The 21,073-nt window shown below is 55.0% G+C and carries 28 protein-coding genes, 2 tRNA genes and 2 pseudogenes; 22 read left to right on the top strand and 10 right to left on the bottom strand.

The genetic code is table 11. From position 1 onward, the window contains the following. Positions 1–58: 58 nt before the first annotated feature. A pseudogene (locus tag QN399_RS09900) lies at positions 59–205 on the top strand (group II intron reverse transcriptase/maturase); the annotation flags it as partial. A gap of 687 nt (positions 206–892) precedes the next feature. On the opposite strand, the gene QN399_RS09895 reads toward QN399_RS09900, so the two are convergent. Beyond that, positions 893–1,105, bottom strand: a complete 213-nt coding sequence (locus QN399_RS09895; RefSeq protein ID WP_330200890.1) for a hypothetical protein — start codon at positions 1,103–1,105, stop codon at positions 893–895. Positions 1,106–1,389: 284 nt separating this feature from the next. Between QN399_RS09895 and QN399_RS09890 the strand changes: the two genes are divergently transcribed. Further along, positions 1,390–1,734, top strand: coding sequence for a hypothetical protein (locus QN399_RS09890; RefSeq protein ID WP_330200889.1), 345 nt, complete (start codon positions 1,390–1,392; stop codon positions 1,732–1,734). Here QN399_RS09890 and QN399_RS09885 read toward each other — a convergent pair. After that, positions 1,729–1,797, bottom strand: a tRNA-Ser gene (locus tag QN399_RS09885). The genes QN399_RS09890 and QN399_RS09885 overlap by 6 nt on opposite strands. A gap of 391 nt (positions 1,798–2,188) precedes the next feature. Next, positions 2,189–2,581, bottom strand: a complete 393-nt coding sequence (locus QN399_RS09880; protein ID WP_330200888.1) for a helix-turn-helix transcriptional regulator — start codon at positions 2,579–2,581, stop codon at positions 2,189–2,191. A gap of 171 nt (positions 2,582–2,752) precedes the next feature. On the opposite strand from QN399_RS09880, the pseudogene QN399_RS09875 reads away from it, so the two are divergent. The 6 genes and pseudogenes from QN399_RS09875 to QN399_RS09850 all read left to right on the top strand — a co-directional run. Next, positions 2,753–2,983: pseudogene (locus tag QN399_RS09875) on the top strand (NAD-dependent DNA ligase); the annotation flags it as partial. Positions 2,984–3,024: 41 nt separating this feature from the next. After that, positions 3,025–3,249: a hypothetical protein gene (locus QN399_RS09870; RefSeq protein ID WP_322178658.1), complete on the top strand. Its 225-nt coding sequence runs from the start codon at positions 3,025–3,027 to the stop codon at positions 3,247–3,249. 31 nt (positions 3,250–3,280) lie between these two features. Beyond that, positions 3,281–3,508 (top strand): hypothetical protein, encoded by a 228-nt coding sequence (locus QN399_RS09865; RefSeq protein ID WP_219062022.1) that lies wholly within the window; start codon positions 3,281–3,283, stop codon positions 3,506–3,508. Positions 3,509–3,597: 89 nt separating this feature from the next. Continuing rightward, on the top strand, positions 3,598–3,801 hold the full coding sequence (locus QN399_RS09860) for a hypothetical protein (RefSeq protein ID WP_219062023.1): 204 nt from the start codon (positions 3,598–3,600) through the stop codon (positions 3,799–3,801). 143 nt (positions 3,802–3,944) lie between these two features. Continuing rightward, a complete protein-coding gene (locus QN399_RS09855; RefSeq protein ID WP_322178656.1) occupies positions 3,945–4,133 on the top strand; it encodes a hypothetical protein in 189 nt (62 codons plus the stop codon). A 101-nt stretch (positions 4,134–4,234) separates the two neighbouring features. Then, positions 4,235–4,525 carry a tyrosine-type recombinase/integrase gene (locus tag QN399_RS09850; protein ID WP_322178655.1) on the top strand — a complete coding sequence of 97 codons (291 nt, stop codon included), beginning with the start codon at positions 4,235–4,237 and terminating at the stop codon, positions 4,523–4,525. Positions 4,526–4,639: 114 nt separating this feature from the next. Here the strand turns inward: QN399_RS09850 and QN399_RS09845 are convergent. Continuing rightward, positions 4,640–4,716, bottom strand: a tRNA-Val gene (locus tag QN399_RS09845). A 183-nt stretch (positions 4,717–4,899) separates the two neighbouring features. Between QN399_RS09845 and QN399_RS09840 the strand changes: the two genes are divergently transcribed. Continuing rightward, positions 4,900–6,183: an FAD-binding oxidoreductase gene (locus tag QN399_RS09840; RefSeq protein WP_322178654.1), complete on the top strand. Its 1,284-nt coding sequence runs from the start codon at positions 4,900–4,902 to the stop codon at positions 6,181–6,183. Between the two features lie 59 nt (positions 6,184–6,242). Here QN399_RS09840 and QN399_RS09835 read toward each other — a convergent pair whose 3' ends face one another. Continuing rightward, the gene (locus QN399_RS09835) at positions 6,243–6,932 is read right to left on the bottom strand and encodes a PA2778 family cysteine peptidase (RefSeq protein WP_322178653.1); all 690 of its coding nucleotides are present in this window, start codon (positions 6,930–6,932) and stop codon (positions 6,243–6,245) included. A gap of 219 nt (positions 6,933–7,151) precedes the next feature. Here QN399_RS09835 and QN399_RS09830 point away from each other — a divergent pair, with 219 nt between their 5' ends. Further along, complete coding sequence (locus QN399_RS09830) at positions 7,152–7,334, top strand: hypothetical protein (RefSeq protein WP_322178652.1); 183 nt, start codon at positions 7,152–7,154, stop codon at positions 7,332–7,334. A gap of 65 nt (positions 7,335–7,399) precedes the next feature. Here the strand turns inward: QN399_RS09830 and QN399_RS09825 are convergent, their stop codons facing one another. Further along, complete coding sequence (locus QN399_RS09825; protein WP_330200887.1) at positions 7,400–8,155, bottom strand: TerC family protein; 756 nt, start codon at positions 8,153–8,155, stop codon at positions 7,400–7,402. Between the two features lie 151 nt (positions 8,156–8,306). Between QN399_RS09825 and nhaR the strand changes: the two genes are divergently transcribed. After that, positions 8,307–9,209 carry a transcriptional activator NhaR gene (nhaR, locus tag QN399_RS09820; RefSeq protein ID WP_322216925.1) on the top strand — a complete coding sequence of 301 codons (903 nt, stop codon included), beginning with the start codon at positions 8,307–8,309 and terminating at the stop codon, positions 9,207–9,209. On the opposite strand, the gene QN399_RS09815 is transcribed toward nhaR, so the two are convergent. Next, on the bottom strand, positions 9,206–10,360 hold the full coding sequence (locus QN399_RS09815) for an MFS transporter (protein WP_330200886.1): 1,155 nt from the start codon (positions 10,358–10,360) through the stop codon (positions 9,206–9,208). The two genes, nhaR and QN399_RS09815, sit on opposite strands and share 4 nt — an antisense overlap. Positions 10,361–10,507: 147 nt before the next feature. Further along, complete coding sequence (locus QN399_RS09810; RefSeq protein WP_322178648.1) at positions 10,508–11,017, bottom strand: DUF1993 domain-containing protein; 510 nt, start codon at positions 11,015–11,017, stop codon at positions 10,508–10,510. A 118-nt stretch (positions 11,018–11,135) separates the two neighbouring features. Between QN399_RS09810 and QN399_RS09805 the strand changes: the two genes are divergently transcribed. The 4 genes from QN399_RS09805 (at position 11,136) to QN399_RS09790 (ending at position 13,072) form a co-directional block, all read left to right on the top strand. After that, positions 11,136–11,789 (top strand): DUF480 domain-containing protein, encoded by a 654-nt coding sequence (locus QN399_RS09805; RefSeq protein ID WP_330200885.1) that lies wholly within the window; start codon positions 11,136–11,138, stop codon positions 11,787–11,789. Positions 11,790–11,984: 195 nt separating this feature from the next. Next, complete coding sequence (locus QN399_RS09800) at positions 11,985–12,371, top strand: hypothetical protein (RefSeq protein ID WP_322178646.1); 387 nt, start codon at positions 11,985–11,987, stop codon at positions 12,369–12,371. A 193-nt stretch (positions 12,372–12,564) separates the two neighbouring features. Then, on the top strand, positions 12,565–12,759 hold the full coding sequence (locus QN399_RS09795) for a hypothetical protein (protein ID WP_322178645.1): 195 nt from the start codon (positions 12,565–12,567) through the stop codon (positions 12,757–12,759). A gap of 130 nt (positions 12,760–12,889) precedes the next feature. Then, entirely contained in the window at positions 12,890–13,072 is a 183-nt protein-coding gene (locus QN399_RS09790) for a hypothetical protein (protein ID WP_322178644.1), read from the top strand. Positions 13,073–13,196: 124 nt separating this feature from the next. Here the strand turns inward: QN399_RS09790 and QN399_RS09785 are convergent, their stop codons facing one another. After that, on the bottom strand, positions 13,197–13,757 hold the full coding sequence (locus tag QN399_RS09785; RefSeq protein WP_330200884.1) for a hypothetical protein: 561 nt from the start codon (positions 13,755–13,757) through the stop codon (positions 13,197–13,199). Between the two features lie 259 nt (positions 13,758–14,016). On the opposite strand from QN399_RS09785, the gene pbpG reads away from it, so the two are divergent. From pbpG to QN399_RS09760, 5 genes are all read left to right on the top strand, one after another. Then, the gene (pbpG, locus tag QN399_RS09780) at positions 14,017–14,952 is read left to right on the top strand and encodes a D-alanyl-D-alanine endopeptidase (RefSeq protein WP_322178642.1); all 936 of its coding nucleotides are present in this window, start codon (positions 14,017–14,019) and stop codon (positions 14,950–14,952) included. 229 nt (positions 14,953–15,181) lie between these two features. After that, positions 15,182–15,640, top strand: coding sequence for a DUF2214 family protein (locus QN399_RS09775; RefSeq protein ID WP_322183095.1), 459 nt, complete (start codon positions 15,182–15,184; stop codon positions 15,638–15,640). A 57-nt stretch (positions 15,641–15,697) separates the two neighbouring features. Further along, the gene (locus QN399_RS09770) at positions 15,698–16,120 is read left to right on the top strand and encodes a DUF3010 family protein (protein WP_322178641.1); all 423 of its coding nucleotides are present in this window, start codon (positions 15,698–15,700) and stop codon (positions 16,118–16,120) included. Positions 16,121–16,346: 226 nt separating this feature from the next. Continuing rightward, positions 16,347–17,645 carry an MFS transporter gene (locus QN399_RS09765; RefSeq protein ID WP_322178640.1) on the top strand — a complete coding sequence of 433 codons (1,299 nt, stop codon included), beginning with the start codon at positions 16,347–16,349 and terminating at the stop codon, positions 17,643–17,645. 33 nt (positions 17,646–17,678) lie between these two features. Next, positions 17,679–18,461 carry a substrate-binding domain-containing protein gene (locus QN399_RS09760; protein WP_322216933.1) on the top strand — a complete coding sequence of 261 codons (783 nt, stop codon included), beginning with the start codon at positions 17,679–17,681 and terminating at the stop codon, positions 18,459–18,461. Between the two features lie 12 nt (positions 18,462–18,473). Here the strand turns inward: QN399_RS09760 and QN399_RS09755 are convergent, their stop codons facing one another. Further along, a complete protein-coding gene (locus tag QN399_RS09755) occupies positions 18,474–19,403 on the bottom strand; it encodes a LysR family transcriptional regulator (protein ID WP_322178638.1) in 930 nt (309 codons plus the stop codon). A 334-nt stretch (positions 19,404–19,737) separates the two neighbouring features. Here QN399_RS09755 and QN399_RS09750 point away from each other — a divergent pair, with 334 nt between their 5' ends. Both QN399_RS09750 and QN399_RS09745 read left to right on the top strand, forming a co-directional pair. Then, positions 19,738–20,352, top strand: a complete 615-nt coding sequence (locus QN399_RS09750) for a TetR/AcrR family transcriptional regulator (RefSeq protein WP_330200883.1) — start codon at positions 19,738–19,740, stop codon at positions 20,350–20,352. Continuing rightward, positions 20,345–21,043, top strand: a complete 699-nt coding sequence (locus QN399_RS09745) for a glutathione binding-like protein (RefSeq protein ID WP_322178636.1) — start codon at positions 20,345–20,347, stop codon at positions 21,041–21,043. The genes QN399_RS09750 and QN399_RS09745 overlap by 8 nt, the downstream gene beginning before the upstream one ends. The last annotated feature ends 30 nt before the right edge of the window (positions 21,044–21,073 follow it).

Raw genomic sequence — 21,073 nt, 5'->3', positions numbered from 1 at the left:
CGAGGCAAATTACCTTGGGATATCTGAACGTTTGCCACTGTACTACCGAGCGTCCCGAGGCGACGGGATGAGCTGGCATCAACCGCCGAGGCTAAGGGTGGCGAGGATGAGCCTGCATCGCTTGCGCGACCGTCTCAGGGACCTGCTACGCAGTGCTCGGGACCACAAGATGGCGAGCGTCATCAGGCGGATAAACCGCCTTCTTCTCGACCACCTCGTTATCTTCGGTCGCTATATCCACTTCAGCGTCACAGTGCCGTCATCGTTGAAAGCCATTGCGATCAAATTCGTATCCGCCAGTAATTCACCCCCATGCAGCCCCGCACCCATGATGCGGCCCACCTTCGGCGAAGGTCGCGCATTCGACTCATGGTTTTACGAGCAAAAAGAGTTTCCAGAGGAATATGCCCAGGCACGTCCTATGCAAACCCCGGACACGCGGCTATCTTCGATATGGCTATAGCTTTGACTGATCTGTACACCGGGACGGTTGCGAAAGGTCGTGCAGAGGTATCAAACCCTGACTACCGTTATATGTGCCGGATCATCGCAGCAATACAGTCGGCTCTGCGCCAGGAATAGCAGTAGGTGGCGGCACAATTAACCTTTTTGGCACCTGATCGCCAAGCTGCTCGCTTACTCAGCGTTCCTGGAGGTCGACTATGGTAGCCGTCCTGTTTACCTTGTATATCCACTACTGCACAGCCCAAGGTTGCGAAACCAAGCCGCTCAGTCAATGGCCCACGCTTGAAGAATGCCTAGCCCAGATCGCGATGTATCACGCAGTTGTGCCCGGAAATTACTCCATGGAATGTAAACAATAAAAATCGGGGCTGGGTCGTCGAATTCAAACAGAGAACACGTGCCCCCTACAGGATGGGCCTTCATTGCTTCAACTACTGCGAAGGAGCTTGGCCGCCAATAAGGACTCGTCGATAACCTGCTGAACGCTCTCAGTGCGCCTTAAAGGCTCCCACTTGTCGTAAGTGTCCACATCGAGTTTGGCTTGCAGAGCCAAGGCATATGGGTCAAATCCGAGCTCAAACGCCGCACCGAATATTGCCACAAGCGTTTGCGCGTAAACGCTTTCTGATCGGATTGTCATATCAGCTCCCTTAGTGGCTTACAGAACCACCTTACAAACCCCCCGAACAAAACAATTCGTTTGGGTTCCAAAAGCAGCATTTAACCCCCCCTTTTGCATACCATACAAATAGCAACGCATTGTTCAATGCTTAAAGTGACAATCGGTCATAACCACTTACCGCTCCTTCCTCTTATCCACACGCCACTTACCAACACGGCGGGACATTCCCTTAAAATTTACGCTGCAGGTACCGACCACCGAGGATCACTCATGCCAGCAAACCAGCACCCAACGATCGACATTTGTCACGGCAACTGTGCGGCGGCTTCGGTGCCGACTGGGAAGATGCAGAGGGGTACGGAAATCCGGCACACCTGCGCATAAAGATGGGCCTAGACTTGCAGGAAGTGGACAGTGAGCGAGTGCGCGCCCCCTACTGCCTCCCCTCATTGGACGTCCGTTACACCGAACTACCTGACGAAGGAGTTCAGGAAGACCATACCGACAAGGTGATTGATTATGTGGGCGCGAATTGGCATTTTGAGGAGGGGCTTTGCAACAGTTTTGCAAATCGCAAACAACAAAAAAGGGCCAACCTTTCGGTTGACCCTTCTAGACCGCCAGCAGGAGCGGATTTTGTTTGGTAGGTACGACTGGACTCGAACCAGCGACCCCACCATGTCAAGGTGACTTCTAGCAACACCTAACCTATTGAATATAAAAGAAAATATCTATTGTATCAACTGGCTAAAAAGCCCAAATATACGCTATAAGAATCAATAGCTTAGCGTTGTATTTTCATACAGTAGTAGCCCCTCACCGGCGTTCTGCCGACCGAACACAACCCCTATTTTTTATAGGCACTCGGAAAAGGTTATTGTAAGCGCATGACACAGCTCCAAAGCGCCGGAAACATGATGCCCACGCCCGATATGCTGTTCGGGGCATCTGAATCCGTGTCGCCAACGCATAAAGCCATCAATGAGCCCCATCGCTGACCTTGAAGTCAGTTCTGAGGGTTTCTAAAGGAAATTGGCCATAGCCCACAGCAAAGCCAGGAACGACCCAGCCAATAACACCAGGAACATGTGAAACTTAAAATTAGTCATGACTCTTATTTCGCAAGGTCACGGCTAATCTATTTATAATATATTCTACGGCGTGTTTATCGGAAAAGTCCGCAGTCCGTAAAAACTTAATAAGTGCATATTCATCAGCAGAAAGTTCAGCAACAGCATACGGCGTTCGTTTGCCCGTCACGACGAACAGCACATCGATAGCCGTAGTAGACAATCGGCTCAGGTAGTCAGCCCTCGGACACCTCATTCCGCTTTCATAGAGTAATTGCGCATTGGGTTGTATGCCACCAATGGCAGCAACGGCGCTCTGGGTCAGGCTACACGCTTCACGCTCGAGTTTTAATCGCATGCCCAGATTCATCAACGCCATTCCCTTGGATATAACAATGGCGCCATTATAATGGCGCAATGACATCACTGATCAATATCCATTTGGATTAACAAAGAGGAACTAAATATCCATTTGAATGCAATAATAACTGCACATATCAGATCAGTTGAGCAGCCAAGAAATGGAGCACCTATAACGGTATAGGGTTCGTAGTGAGATGCTGCATGGGTATCTAGGTCGTTCCCTGAACGCCGCGCCTACGGTCCACGGAAAGACTGTCAGACACTGGTAGAGGAGCGCGGCGGAATTATTGGAGGTGGCGTTAGCAAGAAAATCCACTCTCTGGTTGTCGGAAGTATCGGGAATGAGCAGTGGCGTCACAGTAATTATGGGGTGAAAATCATGAAAGCTGCAGAGCTACGCCAAGCCGGCTCCCCTATAGCTATCATCGGCGAACACCAATGGCAGCGCGCCCTGTTCAAATAAGCGCGAGCGGTGTGGCGATTTGTAAAATCAGGAGCGTGGTTGTGAGCACCGAGATTGCCAGAGCACACATGATTTCCGAGCTTTCTAGGCTCGCGGAAGAGTTCGAGTTTTCTGCAAAAGGCTTGAGCGAGCTAAGGAAAGCTGAAGGGTTAATTGATACAGAATCAACAGACCTGATAAACCAACTTCTTTACACCTCCTCCCAACTGAGGGCTCTTGCTGATGCCGCCGAAAAGGGCAGCGAGGATCAGGGCAAGGCTGAGTAGTTGGCGCGCTGGGGATTTGTAGGAGGTCGAAATGGGACTCAACAGACCAACGCAAGAGCTGAATCGCGAACTCAAAGACGCAGCGCTGAGCCTGGAGCAGGCAGCGTCTGAAGTACTCGAAATTACCAAGAGCTGCGGGGATGCCGATGTTGTCGCTGCGCTAAAGCTAATTGCGAAGCTATATGAGGAAGCAGATCGGCTGGCGGCGCTTGCGGATGAGGTGAAGGCGGGAAGGATTGTGCGGGGGAAGGCTGAATAGCTCGCGATCCTAGCCCAAGCATTTTGGTGGGCGACGTATTCGCGCTAAAAATTGAAAGACAAAGCAATACCCTGCAGAAGGGTTACTGAATGCCGAAGAAACAACCGGAAAGTAAAGTTGCAGCGACTGCTGCTGAAATTGAGCGCTCTATCCAGGCCCTGAACAAAATGGCGGAACGCCTTTGGGGAGATGGTCGAGAGGCTGAGGCGAAAGCTCTCCTCGACGCCTTGGACGCATTAAACCGGGCGCTTGATCGAATCAGGATTGGAGAGAGTCGAAGGATTCTCCATTGAGCGAGGCTGGCGTTGAGGCTAAGGCTAAGGCGATCCTGAAGCCGGTTCAAAGCTTCAATGATGCCGAGGACGTGCTGCTTGGGTAGTGACACCGTGATCGCCCTCGCCTGAATGGCATGGCGCATCTACTCGGGATTGCAGTGATGAAGGCCCGCATCGAGAAGAAGCTCAGCAAGCGCCTGGTAGAAATTGCCCCATCGATATTCGCTGGTGTCTGGATCGACAAAGACGAGCCGAGCGAGCTTGCGTACAAGCAGCGCACCCGCGTGAGCCACGTATATCCCCCGGTAAAACCCAAGGTTACGAAAACCCGATACACCTTGAAATTGTAATGGGGCAGTCGTTGAGGGAGGTTGTACTGGAGTGCCTACGATCTCCTATCGTCTCTCCATTTCTCATCCATTACAAAACGAAGTCCCGGCGGCGCGAACAAGTGGAAGCCAAGGAGCATTGGTCATCAGTCACGCCTGACTATCTGACCAAGGAGTTCACCAAGGCAAGAGACGCCGCGCATGCTTACGATCACATTGGGCCGGCTGAGCGACCCACTTTCCACGAAGTTCGCGCTTTGGGCTCATGGCTTTACGAGCAGCAAGAGTTTCCTGAGGAATACGTCCAGGCACGTCTAGGGCATTCGGATGCGAAGATGACGCGGCATTATCAGGAGGGACACACCGAGAAGACTATCGAATACCAGACCGTCGGAGCAGACTTGAAATACTGATACCGCTGGTTCGTTTTTCCAAAATATTTCCAAAGTTTTTCCAAACGCCAACAACAAAAAAGGGCCAACCTTTCGGTTGACCCTTCTAGACCGCCAGCAGGAGCGGATTTTGTTTGGTAGGCGCGACTGGACTCGAACCAGCGACCCCCACCATGTCAAGGTGGTGCTCTAACCAACTGAGCTACGCGCCTGCTGTGGGTCGGCATTCTACGGATATATGGATTCGTGTCAACACCTTTTTCGCGCTAACTCCATGAATATGCGTATTTTTTACGGATCGTCCTCTGCCTGTGATCTCACCGCTCACTGGTCGAGGTTTTTTTTCTCAGGTAGCATCTCGGCATCCGTAAAAAATATAAAACAGAGGTTGCAGGATGGCGAACACTCCTTACCCACAGTCTTATTACGCAGCGTCTGCGAACGCGGTGCCTGAGCGCCCTCGACTGGAAGGTGAGGTGGAAACCGATGTCTGCGTGATTGGCGCAGGTTATACCGGGCTTTCCAGTGCGCTGTTTTTGCTGGAGCACGGGTTTCGTGTGACGGTGCTTGAGGCTGCCAAAGTCGGCTTTGGTGCATCGGGGCGTAATGGCGGACAGCTCGTCAACAGCTATAGCCGCGACATCGACGTGATCGAGCGCACAGTCGGGCCCAAGCAGGCGCAACTGCTGGGGCAAATGGCATTTGAAGGTGCCGCGATCATTCGTGATCGGGTGGCCAAGTATCAGATTCAATGCGACCTGAAGGATGGCGGCGTGTTTGCAGCCATCACCAACAAGCAGATGGGCCACCTGGAAGCACAGAAGAAGCTCTGGGAGCGATACGGACACACTCAGCTGGAACTGATGGACAAGCGCCGTATTCGCGAGGTGGTGGCCTGTGATGAGTATATCGGCGGCATGCTCGACATGAGCGGCGGTCATGTCCATCCCTTGAACCTCGCGTTGGGTGAGGCTGCTGCGGTGGAGTCGCTGGGCGGTGTGATTCATGAGCAGTCGGCGGCGATTCGAATCGAGCGCGGCGCCAATCCAGTCGTGTATACCGAACACGGTCGAGTCCGAGCCAGGTTTGTCATCGTAGCCGGCAACGCTTACCTGGGTAATCTGGTGCCGGAGCTGGCGGCCAAGTCGATGCCTTGCGGTACTCAGGTGATCACCACCGAGCCGCTGGGTGAGGCGCTGGCGAGGACGCTGTTGCCGCAGGACTATTGTGTTGAAGACTGTAATTACCTGCTCGACTACTATCGACTGTCCGCTGACAAACGCCTTATTTTTGGCGGCGGCGTGGTGTACGGCGCGCGGGACCCGGCCAATATTGAAGCGATCATCCGGCCGAAGATGCTTAAAGCCTTTCCGCAGCTCAAGGACGTAAAAATTGATTACGCCTGGACCGGAAATTTCCTGCTGACGCTGTCGCGTTTGCCACAAGTCGGTCGTCTGGGCGACAACATTTATTACTCGCAAGGCTGTAGCGGTCACGGTGTGACCTATACCCACCTGGCCGGCAAGGTATTGGCCGAAGCGTTGCGTGGGCAGGCAGAGCGTTTTGATGCCTTTGCCGACCTGCCCCACTATCCCTTCCCTGGCGGCCAGTTGTTGCGTACACCGTTGACGGCGCTGGGCGCTTGGTACTACGCCCTGCGGGACAAGTTTGGCTTTTGAGCAGCCTTCCAATAAAAACGGCGCCGAGGGCGCCGTTTTATTATTTCAGTCGGTGCTATTTATCGCGCCTTTAATGCCTTGGTCGCTTCGCCTGCCGCTTGCGCTTGTCCAGCCTGGGTCAAATCATTCGCCGCGTTCAGCCAGCGCGGCTGGTCGACTTGCGCCGGGATCTGCCGTGGACCTTGCACCAGTACAGCCCAACTGCCTGCGTCTTTCCAGGCAGAAGTAAAGCTGCTGAAACTCATCAACTGACGACGGTTCATGCCCGAGTGCAGCAGGACCGTCTGCTTGTTGCGGTTGTAGCCTATCAGCACCGCGTAACGGGGCTCCGCCCACCAGGCCGAGCCATCGGTGTAACGCAGCATGACGGGGTATCCCGCCGACACCTGAGTCAGCAGGTCCTGTAATTCCCCATCGAGGGGATAGACCATAAATCCGTACCCACGCGCCACGGCCTGCATATTTTGCTCGAGCTTGGCTTCGCCACCTGGCAAATGCAGGGGCTTGTCCAGCAATCCAGGCGTGATAATCACCCCTTGTTGCGACAACATGCTGGCCAATACCCCTGGCCCGCTTTGGTAAACGTTGCCTTTGAAGAACGGTACCGAATTGAGCTCAACCCGATCAGGTAAACGCTGGATCCCAGGGGCCACGCTGCCAGCGCAGGCAGTCAGGGTCGATAGAAGGGCAAGGGCCAGGTACATCCGCTTCGAGCGAGCGGCAAGAATTCGAGGTAATACCAGCAGCATTTTCACTCACTTCAACAAGCGCCGGGCAATCCGCGACCCGGCTCGGACCCTGATCATAGGTCGGCTCAAGCCTTCGGCATAGTTCATTTAGTGCGGACTTTTGCCTTACATAGATCAAATCGATCATGCATTGCAGACCATTAGTCAATTGTTGGAAACATGCGCAGTACTAGACTGTCACTCAGATGCACAGAGACGCTGAAAACAGCAGAGGCACGTATGGGCCCGGAAATAACAATTGCAATGCTGATAGCCGCTTGGCTGGCAGTCGCCGCAGCCATGCTGTGGGGGGTGATGCGCATTTCTCGCCGGCATCATCACCGTGAAATCGAACACGAAAACCCCGCGAATATCGAGACCAGGCACGATCACTCCACTTCAAACTCCTTCCGCTTGCGTTGAAAAAGGCCGGTAATGGAAAACTCCACACCGACCCTTGGACTTTCACCCGCAACAAACCCTCACACTCAGACAGCCACGGCCTTCGACTTCGCCTTGAGCTTCGACCTGCGCGACAGCATATTCAGACCTTCGATTACCGCTGAGAACGTCATCGCCGCGTAGACATAGCCCTTCGGAACGTGCGCACCAAAGCCCTCGGCGATCAGTGTCATGCCGATCATGATCAAGAAACCCAGCGCCAGCATCACCACGGTCGGATTGTCATTGATGAACTTCGCCAACGGCTCTGCCGCGACCAGCATCACCACAACGGCAGCCACCACAGCGATCGCCATGATCGGCAAGTGTTCGGTCATGCCCACGGCAGTGATGATGCTGTCGATGGAAAACACCATATCAAGTATCAAAATCTGGCCGATGGCGGCAGCCAAGCCTAGTGTGACGCCTGAAGAGGCCACCTTCTCGTCTTCATGCCTGGCTTCGACGTTGTGGTGAATTTCGGTAGTCGCTTTCCATAACAGGAACAGACCACCGGCAATCAGAATCATGTCTTTCCAGGAGAACACCTGCCCAAACAGTTCGATCACCGGCTCAGTCAATTGCACGATATAGGCGATGGTGCTGAGCAAGCCCAGACGCAGGAACAAGGCCATGCCGATCCCCAGACGCCGTGCTTTGGCACGTTGATGCTCTGGCAGCTTGTTGGTCAGGATCGAGATGAAGATCAGGTTATCGATGCCCAGCACGATTTCCATCACCACCAGCGTCGCCAAAGCGATCCAGGCGGTAGGGCTTGCAGCCAGTTGTAATAGATATTCCATGTGAGTGAACCCTGATTCAGCCTGAAAAATTGAATGAATTTCCGGGGCGTAAGTAGACCCGGCGATAGCGCTGCATTCTAGGGAGACAAACACATCAGAAAAATTCGTATTTTTTCCGTGTATACTTCGGTTTTTACGAATCGGGCTGCTCATGCTTAATTATCGACAGCTGCATTACTTCTGGGTCGTGGCTAAAACCGGCAGCATCGTAAGGGCTAGCGAGCAGTTGAACCTGACGCCGCAGACCATCAGCGGACAGATCAGTTTGCTGGAGCAAACCTTCGGTATCGACTTGTTTCGCCGGGTGGGTAGGCAATTGGAGTTAACAGAGGCAGGTCGCCTTACCCTGCCCTATGCCGAGCAAATGTTTCAGCTTGGAGGTGAACTGGAAGCGCTGCTTCGCGCCCAGCCCAATGAGCAGCAAATCCTGTTTCGCATCGGGGTTGCAGATGTGGTGCCCAAGTCGATTGTGTACCGCCTGATTTCGCCGACCATGCAGCTGGCCGAGCCAATCCGCATCACCTGCCGCGAAGACAAACTTGAGCGCTTGCTGGCCGATCTGGCCATTCAGCGCTTGGACCTTGTGATCTCCGACAGTCCAATGCCTTCGCACATGGACATCAAAGGCTATAGCCAGAAGCTGGGCGAATGCGGGATCAGCTTTTTCGCGACTCAGGCGCTGGCCAAGCGCTATGGGCCGAATTTCCCTCACGGCTTGCAAGGCGCGCCACTATTGATTCCGGGACAGGAAACCGTAATCCGCAACCGCCTCATGCGTTGGTTTGCCGAGCAAAATGTGCAACCACGGATTATCGGCGAGTTCGACGACAGCGCGCTGATGAAGGCTTTCGGAAAATCCGGCAGTGGGATTTTCATCGCCCCGAGCGTGATTGCCGATGAAGTTCAGGTGCAGTACGGGGTGCAAATGATCGGTCAGACCAACGCCGTAACCGAGTCTTTCTACGCGATCTCAGTCGAACGCAAGGTCAAGCACCCAGGCATTGTTGCCATTACCGAGGGCGCTCGACGCGGATTATTCATCCAGTCTGATTAAGCCCAAACAGGTACGGGCTTGGCGGACATCAACAGCAGCGCCAGCAGAATCGACAGCAGGATAATCCCCGCCGCCGCAAACCCCAGACTGCCCAGACCGAAGTTGTCGATTACCTGCCCACCGATGATCGCGCCAATGCCAATCCCCAGATTCGCCCCGGCAATGTTCAACGAAGCCGCAAAAGCGGGCGCATGGGGAGCCGCCTTCATCAACCGAACGTGGCTGACGAGGAACAACGCTGCCTGCGTGATGCCCCAGACGGCTAACGCCAGACCAAGACCAAGCGTCGAATGCATGCTAGGCACCACGGCCACCATGCCGGTGATCATGAACGCACTGAAGAACAGGCTGGCAATCAATGGGTGGTGGTCAACCATGCGCCCACCCAACGAGTTACCCAGCAAGCCGACCGCGCCAAATCCCATCAGACACCAGCCCACCACCGTGCCATTGAACCCGGCCAGACGTTCCAGCATGTCCGCCAGATAGGTATAGGCTGTGAACATGCCACTGAACACCAGCACCGACAACAGCACATGACCGAGCATCAATGGGCTACGTAAAATCTTGAACTGCGCGAGCAATGAAACCGGCTCTTTGTGCTTATTCGTCGTGGGCAGGTAGATCAACAACAGCAATGCTTTGGCGAACGCTACCACCGCCAGGATGGCGAACGCGCTACGCCACCCCCAGGCATCAGAAATCAATGTCCCGACCGGAATGCCGAATACCGTCGCACAGACGATGCCGAAACCAATCTTTGAAATGGCTCGCCCGGCGTATTCCGGACCCACAATATCCACTGCTGTCTCACTGGCCAGCGCCCAAAACACTGGCAGCCCGAGCGCGGGAATCAGTCGCGCCACCGCCATCACGGCAATGTTGGGTGCCAATGCCGCCAACAGGTTGGAAAAACCGAACATGATCAAAATGGTGATAAACAGACGTTTGCGCTCAAAGCGCGAAAAATACGCCGTGAGGAAGGGCCCGAAAGCGGCCACGGTGAAAGCAAACAACGTCACCAACAAACCGGCCTGAGACACCGAGATATCCAGGTCACGGGCTATCGCAGGCAACAGGCCGACGATGATGAACTCTGTGGTCAGTACCGTAAAACCGGCAGCCGACAACAGCAAAATAGGCAACAACATGAACACTCCAGAACAACGAAGCAGATCAAGCCATAAGGACCGATCTGTCAGTAAATACATCTACACGTGACACGGGGCATAAAAAAGCCGCTGCACGAAACATCTCGTGCAACGGCTTGGCGTCAATCCAACAGGTCGCTCAACGAATCAGTACGCGCCCATGTAATCGCGCTTGCCGACTTCAACGCCGTTGTGGCGCAGGATGGCGTAGGTCGTGGTGATGTGGAAGAAGAACTGCGGCAGACCATAACCCAACAGGTAGGTCTGAGCGTCGAAGCGCTTCTCTTTAGGAGTGCCCTGACGCGTGACGATCTCGCGACCTTCCTGGCCATTGATTAGCTCAGGGCTGATGCTACCGATGAAGGCCAGGGTCTTGGCGATCAAGGCTTGCAGGTCGGCGAAGGTTTTTTCGGTGTCGTCAAACTTCGGTGGCTCTATACCCGCCAGACGGGCGGATACGCCTTTGGCGAAATCAGCTGCGATTTGTACCTGACGGATTAGTTGGAACATGTCCGGGAACAGGCGAGCTTGCAGCAAGGCGTCAGGTTCAATGTTTTTTGAAGTGGCATGGGCTTCAGCCTTGGCCAGTACGTCACTCAAAGCAGTGAGCATTTGTTTGAAAACCGGGACGGAAGCGGCGTACAAGGAAATAGTCATGGCAGATCCTGAATTGAAGGTGACGTGATTATAGTCATGGAGGGCGCACGAAAGCGGCTTGTCTTTTATATCACTGAGCCCCTAGGCTAGTTGCCTTCAAACGCCCAGGGAAAGCGCCATGTCTACCGAGCCCGTGTCTACCGACTCCGCCGATAAGCTGCAACTCAACAATGTGGAAGTTCGCATCCTCGGCTGCCTGATCGAAAAAAAGGCCACCAACCCCGAAACCTATCCCTTGACCCTTAATGCGCTGGTCACTGCCTGCAATCAAAAAACCAGCCGCGAACCGGTGACGAGCCTGACTCAGGACCAGGTCGGCCAAAGTCTACGCGCCCTCGAAGGCCGTGGCTTAACACGGTTGGTGATGGGCAGCCGTGCTGATCGCTGGGAGCATCGCGCTGATAAAGCCCTGGAATTAGTGCCTGCACAAGTTATCTTGAGTGGTTTGTTGTTCCTGCGAGGCCCGCAAACGGTCAATGAATTGCTCACTCGAAGCAACCGCATGCACGACTTTGAAGATATCGAGCAAGTCGCCCATCAACTGGAACGCTTGATCGCCCGAGGGCTGGCGACGTTGTTGCCGCGTCAATCCGGCCAGCGTGAAGATCGATATATGCACTCACTCGGTGACCCGGAAGACATCGAGGCTATTCTCGCGGCCCGACAAAATCAGCCCGAACGCGCCGGTGGCGGGTCGGCCTCGACAGAGCGTCTGGACGAACTCGAAGCGCGGATTACGGCGCTGGAAGAGCGTTTGGCAAAGCTTGAATAACCTCGCCCTGCGGCGCACAGAATGGCCTTTGCCAACGCGGCCAAGTCCGCGATAATAGCCGCCGGACACACTTACACAATCTTTACTCACGCGATTCGCAGATTTCTCCGAAACCGCTGTCTTAGTAGTATCCCGTGGCAGTGCCTGAGCGTAACGCAGGCTCGCGACAACGGGGTTGAAAGCCGAGGAATACTCATGATTCGTCACATCCCCAAGGTTGCCTTGTTGTTAGGTGCCCTAGCCATCGCAAGCCAAGCGTCAGCAGACGGGCGAGGTTGGGGTGGTCCAGGTCTAGTGGTAGGCGCCGTGGTCGGGGCCGTCGTGGCGGGTGCCGTGATGTCATCCAACCAACCCCGGACAGTCTATGTGGAACCGCAACCGGTCTATGCACCACAACCGGTTTACTATCAGGCACCGCCGCCACCGGTGTACTACCAGCCGGTCGTAGTGGCTCCAGCCCCGGTTTATTATCGTCCTGGGTATTACGGCCCACCGCCAGGCTACTACGGTCGTCCACATGGCTATTATGGTCATGACAGGGATGAACGAGGCTACCGGGGTGACGGCCCTGGGCGCTGGTAACATTCTGAAAAATAGCCCTGCCCCCAAAAAGGCGGGGCTGTTTTTTTAGCGTCTACATCAGTTCGATGGAGGTCGCTGGGGGGACAGCGTGTTTGCTTGAGTCCGTCATTATTGACGTCATCGTTGTGAGTACGGTGCTCTTCAGCAACGCTTACTCAACGACATCAGCCTTCATAACAATAAGGACGCCCCTATGCCGACTCAGCATCCCCACCATGCGGAGGGATTGTGCACATCGGACAAAGTGTATCGCGCACTGACCGAACTCAAGAGTCTGGAAGGCCATCGTAGCGCAAAGTTTTTGTCCTTGCTGGCACAGAACCTGGTTGAAAAAGGTCTTCTGAACAATCATGAAGTGATGGCAATGCTCGATCAGGTCGTCGACTGATCAGCCCTGGACACGCAACGGCAATAACCGCAACGAACCCCATTATCATCAATGTCCACTATCGAGAGCAGTGATTATCACTCGCTCGCAGGGCGCCGTAGAGTAGCGGCATTGATTGATGGAGGTACTTATGACCAAGGTTCAGATCATGTCGGTAGTCGGTAGCGCAGTTCCAGCCCAGCTCAGAGCGTGTGGCCTGCTTGCCTGCTGGTACCTGGTACAGGAAGGCGAGCCCATAAGCGGCCCCTTCGCCTCCCTGCCAGCGGCCCAGGCCTTGTCCAAGAAGTTCGACACGTGCCAGATGAACGCCTGACGCGGGCTGACTGATTAAATACCCGTTCTAGCGAATCGTGTTGCCCTGACATCGTGCGTTGCTCCGCACATCCCCTTGCCCGCATCTCTGATGTGGGCTTTTTTATGCGCAGCAAAAAGTCTGATCAGAGACGCTCAGCCATTGCCGCATTGACCTGAGTCCGGTGCGCCAGTTTTTGCAGGCGCTTATCCAGATTCATCATGACCACTCGATCTGCACGGCCGCTCTCAAGCTCATCGACCAACTCGTTAGCCACCTGCCGCAGTTCGTGAGCAATCACCACACGGTCATCATTCAGATCACGCTTATGCGATTCGAACAAGCGATGCAGGAAATCCTGAAGGGTATGCTGCAGCCGATGCCTGTCGGTGGCGCGAAGATGCGTCAGGTTAATATTGATTTTTGCCAGCAGCTCATTGAACTCACCGCACAAGTATTGCAGTCGGCGAGCGTACCCCACCTCCCGCTCACGCATTAGTTTGTGCTGGCTCGCAGCGTCCTGCTTTTTCTGAATGCCCGGCACCGCTATCGCGACCATCAAGCCAACAATAAGACCGGTCGCCTGAATCCAGCCCGCCCAATCCGCAGATTTCTGAAAAAAACCAACCCCAAGCAAGAGCACTGCAACCACAGCCGCTACTATTACCAGTGCGAGGTAATCCTTGCTGATAAAACTCTTGGGCATTGCGCGACTCCTGAGTCGTTTGAGAACACGTGGCATTAACCGCACAGGATGCTAATCGGTGTGCTCGTCAGACACCATGTCTATTGCTGGTTTTGGTTAGCAATCGTGGTTTTTTCACCTATAAAAGCGCATTGCTGCTCTAAACCTGAATTCAACCGACAAGACCCATCGACAGCGCCCGGAGCGTGCTCATAAAATGAAGTGTTTGCGTAGAGACCCCGTGTTAAACGGCATATTCCATTATTAGTGAGCCCAGCTCGTGAAAATTCGTCATTCCATTCTGAGCCTATTATTTGTATATACAGGCGCCGCACTCTCTCAGAGCGCGTTGGCAAATGAACCCGCCCCTCTTAATCGCGACCCTTCACAACTTCACCTGGCCTCGGGCAGCTCCATGGTGGTTGACCTGCAAACCGACAAAGTATTGTATTCGAGCAACCCGGACATCGTCGTCCCTATCGCCTCGGTGACCAAGCTGATGACGGCCATGGTGACGCTGGACGCGAAACTGCCCATGGACGAAATGATTCCAGTGTCGATCACCAACACCAAGGAAATGAAAGGTGTGTTCTCCAGGGTCAAGCTAGGCAGTCAGCTAGACCGCAAGAACATGCTATTGATTTCCCTGATGTCCTCGGAAAACCGGGCCGCGGCGAGCCTCGCTCACAGTTATCCGGGTGGCTATAACGCGTTCATCCTGGCGATGAATGCCAAGGCCAAGGCGCTGGGTATGAAGCACACGGTCTATGTCGAGCCCACCGGTTTGTCCATCTACAACGTGTCCACCGCCCGCGACCTGACCAAACTGGTACTCGCCTCGCGCAAATACCCCATGCTGAGCGAACTGAGCACCACCCCCGAAAAAACCGTGACATTCCATAAGCCCACCTACAGCCTGGGCTTTAGCAACACCGACCACCTGATCAGAAAATCCAACTGGAACATCACCCTGACCAAGACCGGGTTCACCAATCAAGCGGGCCACTGCCTGGTGTTGTTGACCACGATGGCCAATCGGCCGGTGTCGGTGGTGATTCTCGATGCATTCGGCAAATACACTCACTTCGCCGATGCGACTCGTTTGCGCAATTGGATGGAAACAGGGAAAAGCAACCCGGCCCCGCAAGTTGCCGTGCAATACAAGATTCAGAAAAACCTGACCATGAGGCAGGCAGGGATTCAGCCGAAAGAGTAATCAAGGATACTTTCGGACTTGCCGACCGTGTTTGTTTCCTCTCCTGAAAGCCCGGGTCAACGGACGGCGCTCCGATGCAATGTTCCTGCAAACCGCAGCAAGAGCTGCTCGTCAATGAAAGCCCGGAACAGTGTGAGGTTCGGGCAAAATGTCGAACAGTACACTACGACTTGAATACCGGCTGCTGGATAGATTGTTTTTTTATCGTCATGAATGGAGATTCACAACCATGCTCTTCAAATGGTTCCTGGCAACACTGCATCTATTGGCATACGGCGTTGCACTGGGGGCGGTACTCAGCCGTGGAAGATCTTTGCGGCGGCTGAGCCGCACCAACCCCTCCAAGCTTAGGGATGTGTTTGTGGCCGACAACTTCTGGGGTATTGCTGTAGCAGTGCTGCTGGTAACCGGAGTGTTGCGTGCATTTGGCGGGCTTGAGAAGGGAACCTTCTACTATCTGCATCAACCGCTGTTTCACCTGAAGATGACGGCGTTCATTGCGATCATCCTGCTTGAAATCGCGCCTATGGTTGCCCTGATCAAGTGGCGCAACGCGTTTAAAAATGGCACCCCGATCGATACCCGGCGCGCCCAGCTGTACTCCAAAATCAGCCACATCGAAGTGGGTCTGATCATCGTCATACTCGTGGCAGCCGCAGGCATGGCGCGCGGAGTGTTTATCAGTTAGCCATCGATGAAAAAAGAGAAGAAAATGACTGCCTTTTAACTTGCGCAAGGCAGCCACATGAAAATCTGCGGTATCGAAATCAAAGGCAGCGAAGCCATTTTCGCGGTCGCCACGCGTCAAAATAACGCGTTTGAACATCTGCCTCTGACCACAAAAAAAATCACCCTTGAGGACGATGACGAGTCGGCGAACGTCAAAGCGTTCGCGGCCCTCGTCGAGGCGTTTGTTCGTGATCACGGTATCGACCACATCGCGATCAAGAAACGCAGCAAAAAAGGCGAATTCGCGGGCGGCCCGACCACCTTCAAAATCGAAGGGATTTTACAGCTCCTGAGTCAGTGCGAGGTGTCCCTCGTTTCGCCGCAAACCGTCAGCGCTCAACATAAAAAACATGACTTTGCACTGGCCACCTCGCTAAACAAATATCAGCACGAGGCCTATAAAACCGCGTGTGCGGCACTGATGAAAGCAGCGGTTTGAGCAGATTTTTTTGATTGTGCGGGGCCGTGCCGACACTGCACCCCCTGCCACTCAAGGCATGCCGGACCGGACTGCCAGCGCCAAGCTTATCCCGATTATTTATACGTATGACGCATCAATGAATGCGAACTATGCATTTCTCAACTCAGCCCCTCTCAGACACTATTCGCTCCTATAACAATCGTGCACGCCAGGTGCATGCATAAAAGTGTCGGGAGACAAGTAGATGGGCTCAACTCAAAGCGTAACAGCGTCCGCCCGTTCCAAAGCAAGTGCGGTTTTCCGGGTAACGTCAGGTAACTTTCTCGAGCAGTTCGATTTCTTCCTCTTCGGTTTTTATGCCACCTATATCGCAGCCGCCTTTTTCCCGGCGAGCAGCGAATTTGCATCGTTGATGATGACCTTCGCCGTGTTCGGTGCAGGGTTTCTCATGCGCCCGCTGGGCGCAGTCATTCTAGGTGCCTATATCGATGACGTCGGCCGCCGCAAGGGACTAATCGTCACGCTATCAATCATGGCCAGCGGCACCATTCTGATCGTGTTGGTACCGGGCTACGAGAGCATCGGCCTGCTGGCTCCGGCCCTGGTGCTGATCGGGCGCTTGCTTCAAGGTTTCTCTGCAGGCGCAGAATTGGGGGGCGTTTCGGTGTACCTGGCCGAGATGGCGACTCCCGGTAAAAAGGGCTTTTTCACCAGTTGGCAGTCGGCAAGCCAGCAGGTCGCGATCATCGTCGCTGCCGGGCTAGGCTTCGCCTTGAACCAGTGGATGCCTTCATCGATGATCGCCGATTGGGGCTGGCGCGTGCCCTTCCTGATAGGTTGCCTGATCGTCCCGTTCATCTTCGTCCTGCGCAGCAAACTTGAGGAAACCGAAGAGTTTTCTGCGCGCACGCACCGCCCGACCATGCGTGAAGTGTTCAATACCTTGATGCAGAACTGGGGGATCGTCGTCGCAGGCATGCTGATGGTCGCGATGACCACCACGGCTTTTTACCTGATCACTGTCTATGCGCCGACTTTCGGCAAGACCGTACTCAACCTGAGCACCGCCGATGCCTTGATGGTGACGCTGTTGGTGGGGGTCTCTAACTTCATCTGGCTGCCTATCGGCGGCGCGCTGTCTGACCGCGTCGGGCGGCGACCAGTGCTTGTGACCATGGCCGCGCTGGCCATTGTTACGTCCTACCCTGCCCTGTCATTTCTGGCCCAGGCACCCAGCTTCGGCCATATGCTGGAAACGCTGTTGTGGTTGTCCTTTCTATACGGCATGTACAACGGGGCAATGATCGCGGCCCTGACCGAAATTATGCCCGTTGAAGTTCGCGTCGCTGGTTTTTCCTTGGCCTACAGCCTTGCCACTGCGGTGTTCGGCGGTTTCACTCCGGCCATTTCCACGGCACTTATCCACCTCACCGGTGACAAGGCAGCACCCGGCTACTGGATGAGTTTTGCCGCTGTCTGCGCGTTGTCCGCGACTCTGTTTCTGTACCGCAGCAAAGCCGTGCAACTGCGCCTTGCAGTGTAATAAGCCTTACTTCCCGGCGTGGAGAAACAGTTTATGAAAGCACAATGTTTGAGATTTGCCGCATGGGTATTGCTCGGCAGCCTGAGCATGACGGCGGCAGTACACGCCGCCGAAATCCACGTGATGACGTCCGGCGGCTTTACCGCTGCTTATAAGGCACTTAGCCCAAAATTCGCCGCAGACACCGGCAATACGCTGGATACCACGCTGGGGCCATCCATGGGCAAGGCGCCTGAAGCCATTCCCAATAGGCTTGAGCGCGGTGAAAAAGCAGACGTGGTGATCATGGTCGGGTATGCACTCGACGATCTGATCAAGCAAGGCAAAGTGATACCTGGCTCGCGGGTCGAGCTTGCAGATTCGAGAATCGGTGCCGTCGTACGTGCAGGGGCGGACACGCCGAAAATCGCGTCCGAAGACCAACTCAAAGCGGCCTTGCTCAAGGCTCGCTCAGTCGCTTACTCCGACAGCGCCAGCGGAGTATATATCCAGGACCAACTGTTCAAGCGCCTGGGAGTCGAAAGCCAATTGCAGCCAAAATCCAAGATGATTGTGAAAACCCCAGTCGCCTCCGTGGTCGCAACAGGCGACTACGAACTGGGCTTCCAGCAGGTCAGCGAACTGCTACCGGTTTCCGGCGTAATCTTCATTGGCAAGATCCCGGAGTCGCTGCAGTCGGTCACGCGCTTCGCCGCAGGGATCCCTGTCGATGCCCAGAATCCACAGCAAGCAAAGGCCTTGCTCGATTACCTTGCATCACCTGGCGTCCAATCGGAGGTGCGTGCGACCGGACTCGATTCCGTCAGCCATAACTGACGGCACGCAGTCTTAATGCACCGCCGTCGGCCCCTGGACTGACGGCGGCAGCGCTTTCATCTCGACAATCAGTCGCTCCAGCTCCAGCGCCGCCGGCGTCAACGTGCGCCCCCGGCGCTTGATCAAGCCAACGCTACGTATCACCTGCGGCGCGGTCAGCGGCACACTCATTAAAATCGGATGTCCGGCGGTCGGCATCGCCATCGCTGGCGCGGCAGCAATCCCCAGGCCCGCCTCGACCAACCCCAGCATCGTCACCACATGCCGTGTTTCGCAGACACTCGGCCGCGCCGGTTTAATGTGAATCAGCGCCTGATCGAGCAGGAAGCGATTGCCTGACGTTTTATCTACCGCAATGTAGTCGTGCTCAAAAAACTCGCTCCACGTCACGGCCTCCCGACTTGCCAGTGCATGGTCACGGCGGCAGGCCAGCACATAGGTATCCTGTACCAATAACTCAAACTCAAGCCCGACATCCAGATTACCCATGAAACTGAGGCCCAGATCGGCTTCGCCACTGACCACCGCGTCGTGTACATCGTGAGCGCTGGCATCAAGCACCCTTACTCTGATTTTTGGGTAGAGCTGATGATAGCGAGCGACCACCCGCGGCATGAAGTAATAGGCCGCCGACGGCACACATGCGATCGTGACATGGCCCAGGCGTGTCGACGCGACATCGCTGATACCCAGTAATGCGTCGTCGAGGTCGTCGAGCAAACGTTCGGCACGCGGTGCGAACGCACGCCCGACCATGGTCAGACTGACACGGCGAGTGGTGCGTTCAAACAGCTTGACGCCCAATGCATCCTCAAGCTTTTCGATACGTCGGCTCAGGGCGGGCTGAGAAATATGAATCGCTTCGGCAGCTTTTCCAAAGCTGCCTTTTTCCACCACGGCGCGGAAAGCCTGGAGATCGTTCAGGTCGAAATTGATAGCCATGGATAACGCACGCCAAGGGGCAATTAATAGGTTGAATACGTCGCGACAGGGAATAGGGTCATGGATGCATGGTTAAATCCGAGACTCGCATCTTGGCGCTGCGTATTGGAAATGCAAGGCCTGGCCCGTGCAGATGAACAACAGCCACGACAGCAGCTCGGGAAGATCAACAGGCGTGCCGATAAAGCGTCCGGTTTTCTCACTGAGGTAGAGCAAGATGGCGCGGAACTCGGGGGTGCTGCTCGCCTTTGCGTTCTAGAACGATTGATTTAGAATAGTTTGGAAACGACAAAGGGGCAACAGCTTTGTCTGCCGCATGCTGAGGAACCGCGAGATGGCTCGACCAAGAGAATTTGATGAAGCCGCAGTGCTCGATGCAGCCGTGCAGTGCTTCTGGGTACGTGGGTATGAAGCCACCTCGATTCGCGACCTTGCCCAGAAAATGGGGATCACGGGCGCCAGCCTTTACAACGCGTTCGGTGATAAACGTTCACTGTATCGACGCGCGCTGGACCACTACCTGGAGCAACGCCTGGTTGAGCGCATCAATCGTCTGGAGAAGCTGCCCCCGCGTGAAGCGATTGGTGCATTCTTTAGCGAAATCATCGAACGGTCCCTGAACGACCCGCAGAACAAAGGCTGCATGCTGGTGAACGGGGCGCTCGAAGCCTCCCCCCTTGACCCGGAGTTCCAACGCGCCATTGCCGAAGTCTTCACACAGATGGAGGCTTTTTTTCGCCGGTGCGTGGTAACGGGTCAGCACACCGGGGCAATTTCCACCTCACAGCCTGCCGATGACTTGGCGCGCCTTCTTCTGGGCGTCCTACTGGGCATTCGCGTCCTCGCCCGCGCACGGCCAGAGCGCGACCTGCTGGAAGGCTTGGTGCGTCCAGCCCTCGCCCTACTCGACCATCACACCACTGCAATGGGAAGCATCCGCCATGATTGAGCTCTATTACTGGCCCACCCCCAATGGCCATAAAATCACCCTGTTTCTCGAAGAGGCCGGGCTGGATTACACCCTCCACCCGGTCGATATCAGTGCGGGCGATCAGTTCAAACCAGAGTTTCTGGCTTTCTCGCCCAACAACAGAATGCCCGCCATCATCGACACTGCACCGGCGGACGGCGGTGAGCCAATAACGATTTTTGAATCTGGCGCCATCCTGATGTACCTCGCGGAGAAGACCGGGCTATTCCTGCCCAGCGATGTTCGCGGTCGTAAAACCGTGTCTGAGTGGCTGTTCTGGCAAGTAGGCGGCTTGGGCCCCATGGCTGGACAAAACCATCACTTCGGCCTCTATGCGCCCGAAAAAATCCCTTACGCGATCAATCGCTACGTCAACGAGACGAAGCGACTGTACGGCGTGCTCGACCGTCGGCTGGCCGGTCGGGAGTTTATTGCCGGCGAGCACTACACCATCGCGGACATGGCATCTTACCCTTGGGTTGTCCCATGGAAACAACAGCAACAGAACCTTGACGACTTCCCCAACCTGCGTCGCTGGTTTGAAGCCGTGCAAGCCCGTCCGGCGACGATACGGGCTTACGCCAAAGGCGAACCCTTCTCTAGCCGCCCTGCCGTCACCGAGGACGGCAAGAAAATCCTGTTTGGGCAAACGGCGCCAGAGCGCCCCTAGGGTCAGTAAACCTATGGACCACAGGAGCGA

The sequence above is a fragment of the Pseudomonas sp. 10C3 genome (genome assembly GCF_036346185.1).
Classification (GTDB): Bacteria; Pseudomonadota; Gammaproteobacteria; order Pseudomonadales; family Pseudomonadaceae; genus Aquipseudomonas.
Note: the sequence above shows the minus strand (reverse complement) of the source record. Positions and strands in the feature narration are given on the sequence as shown.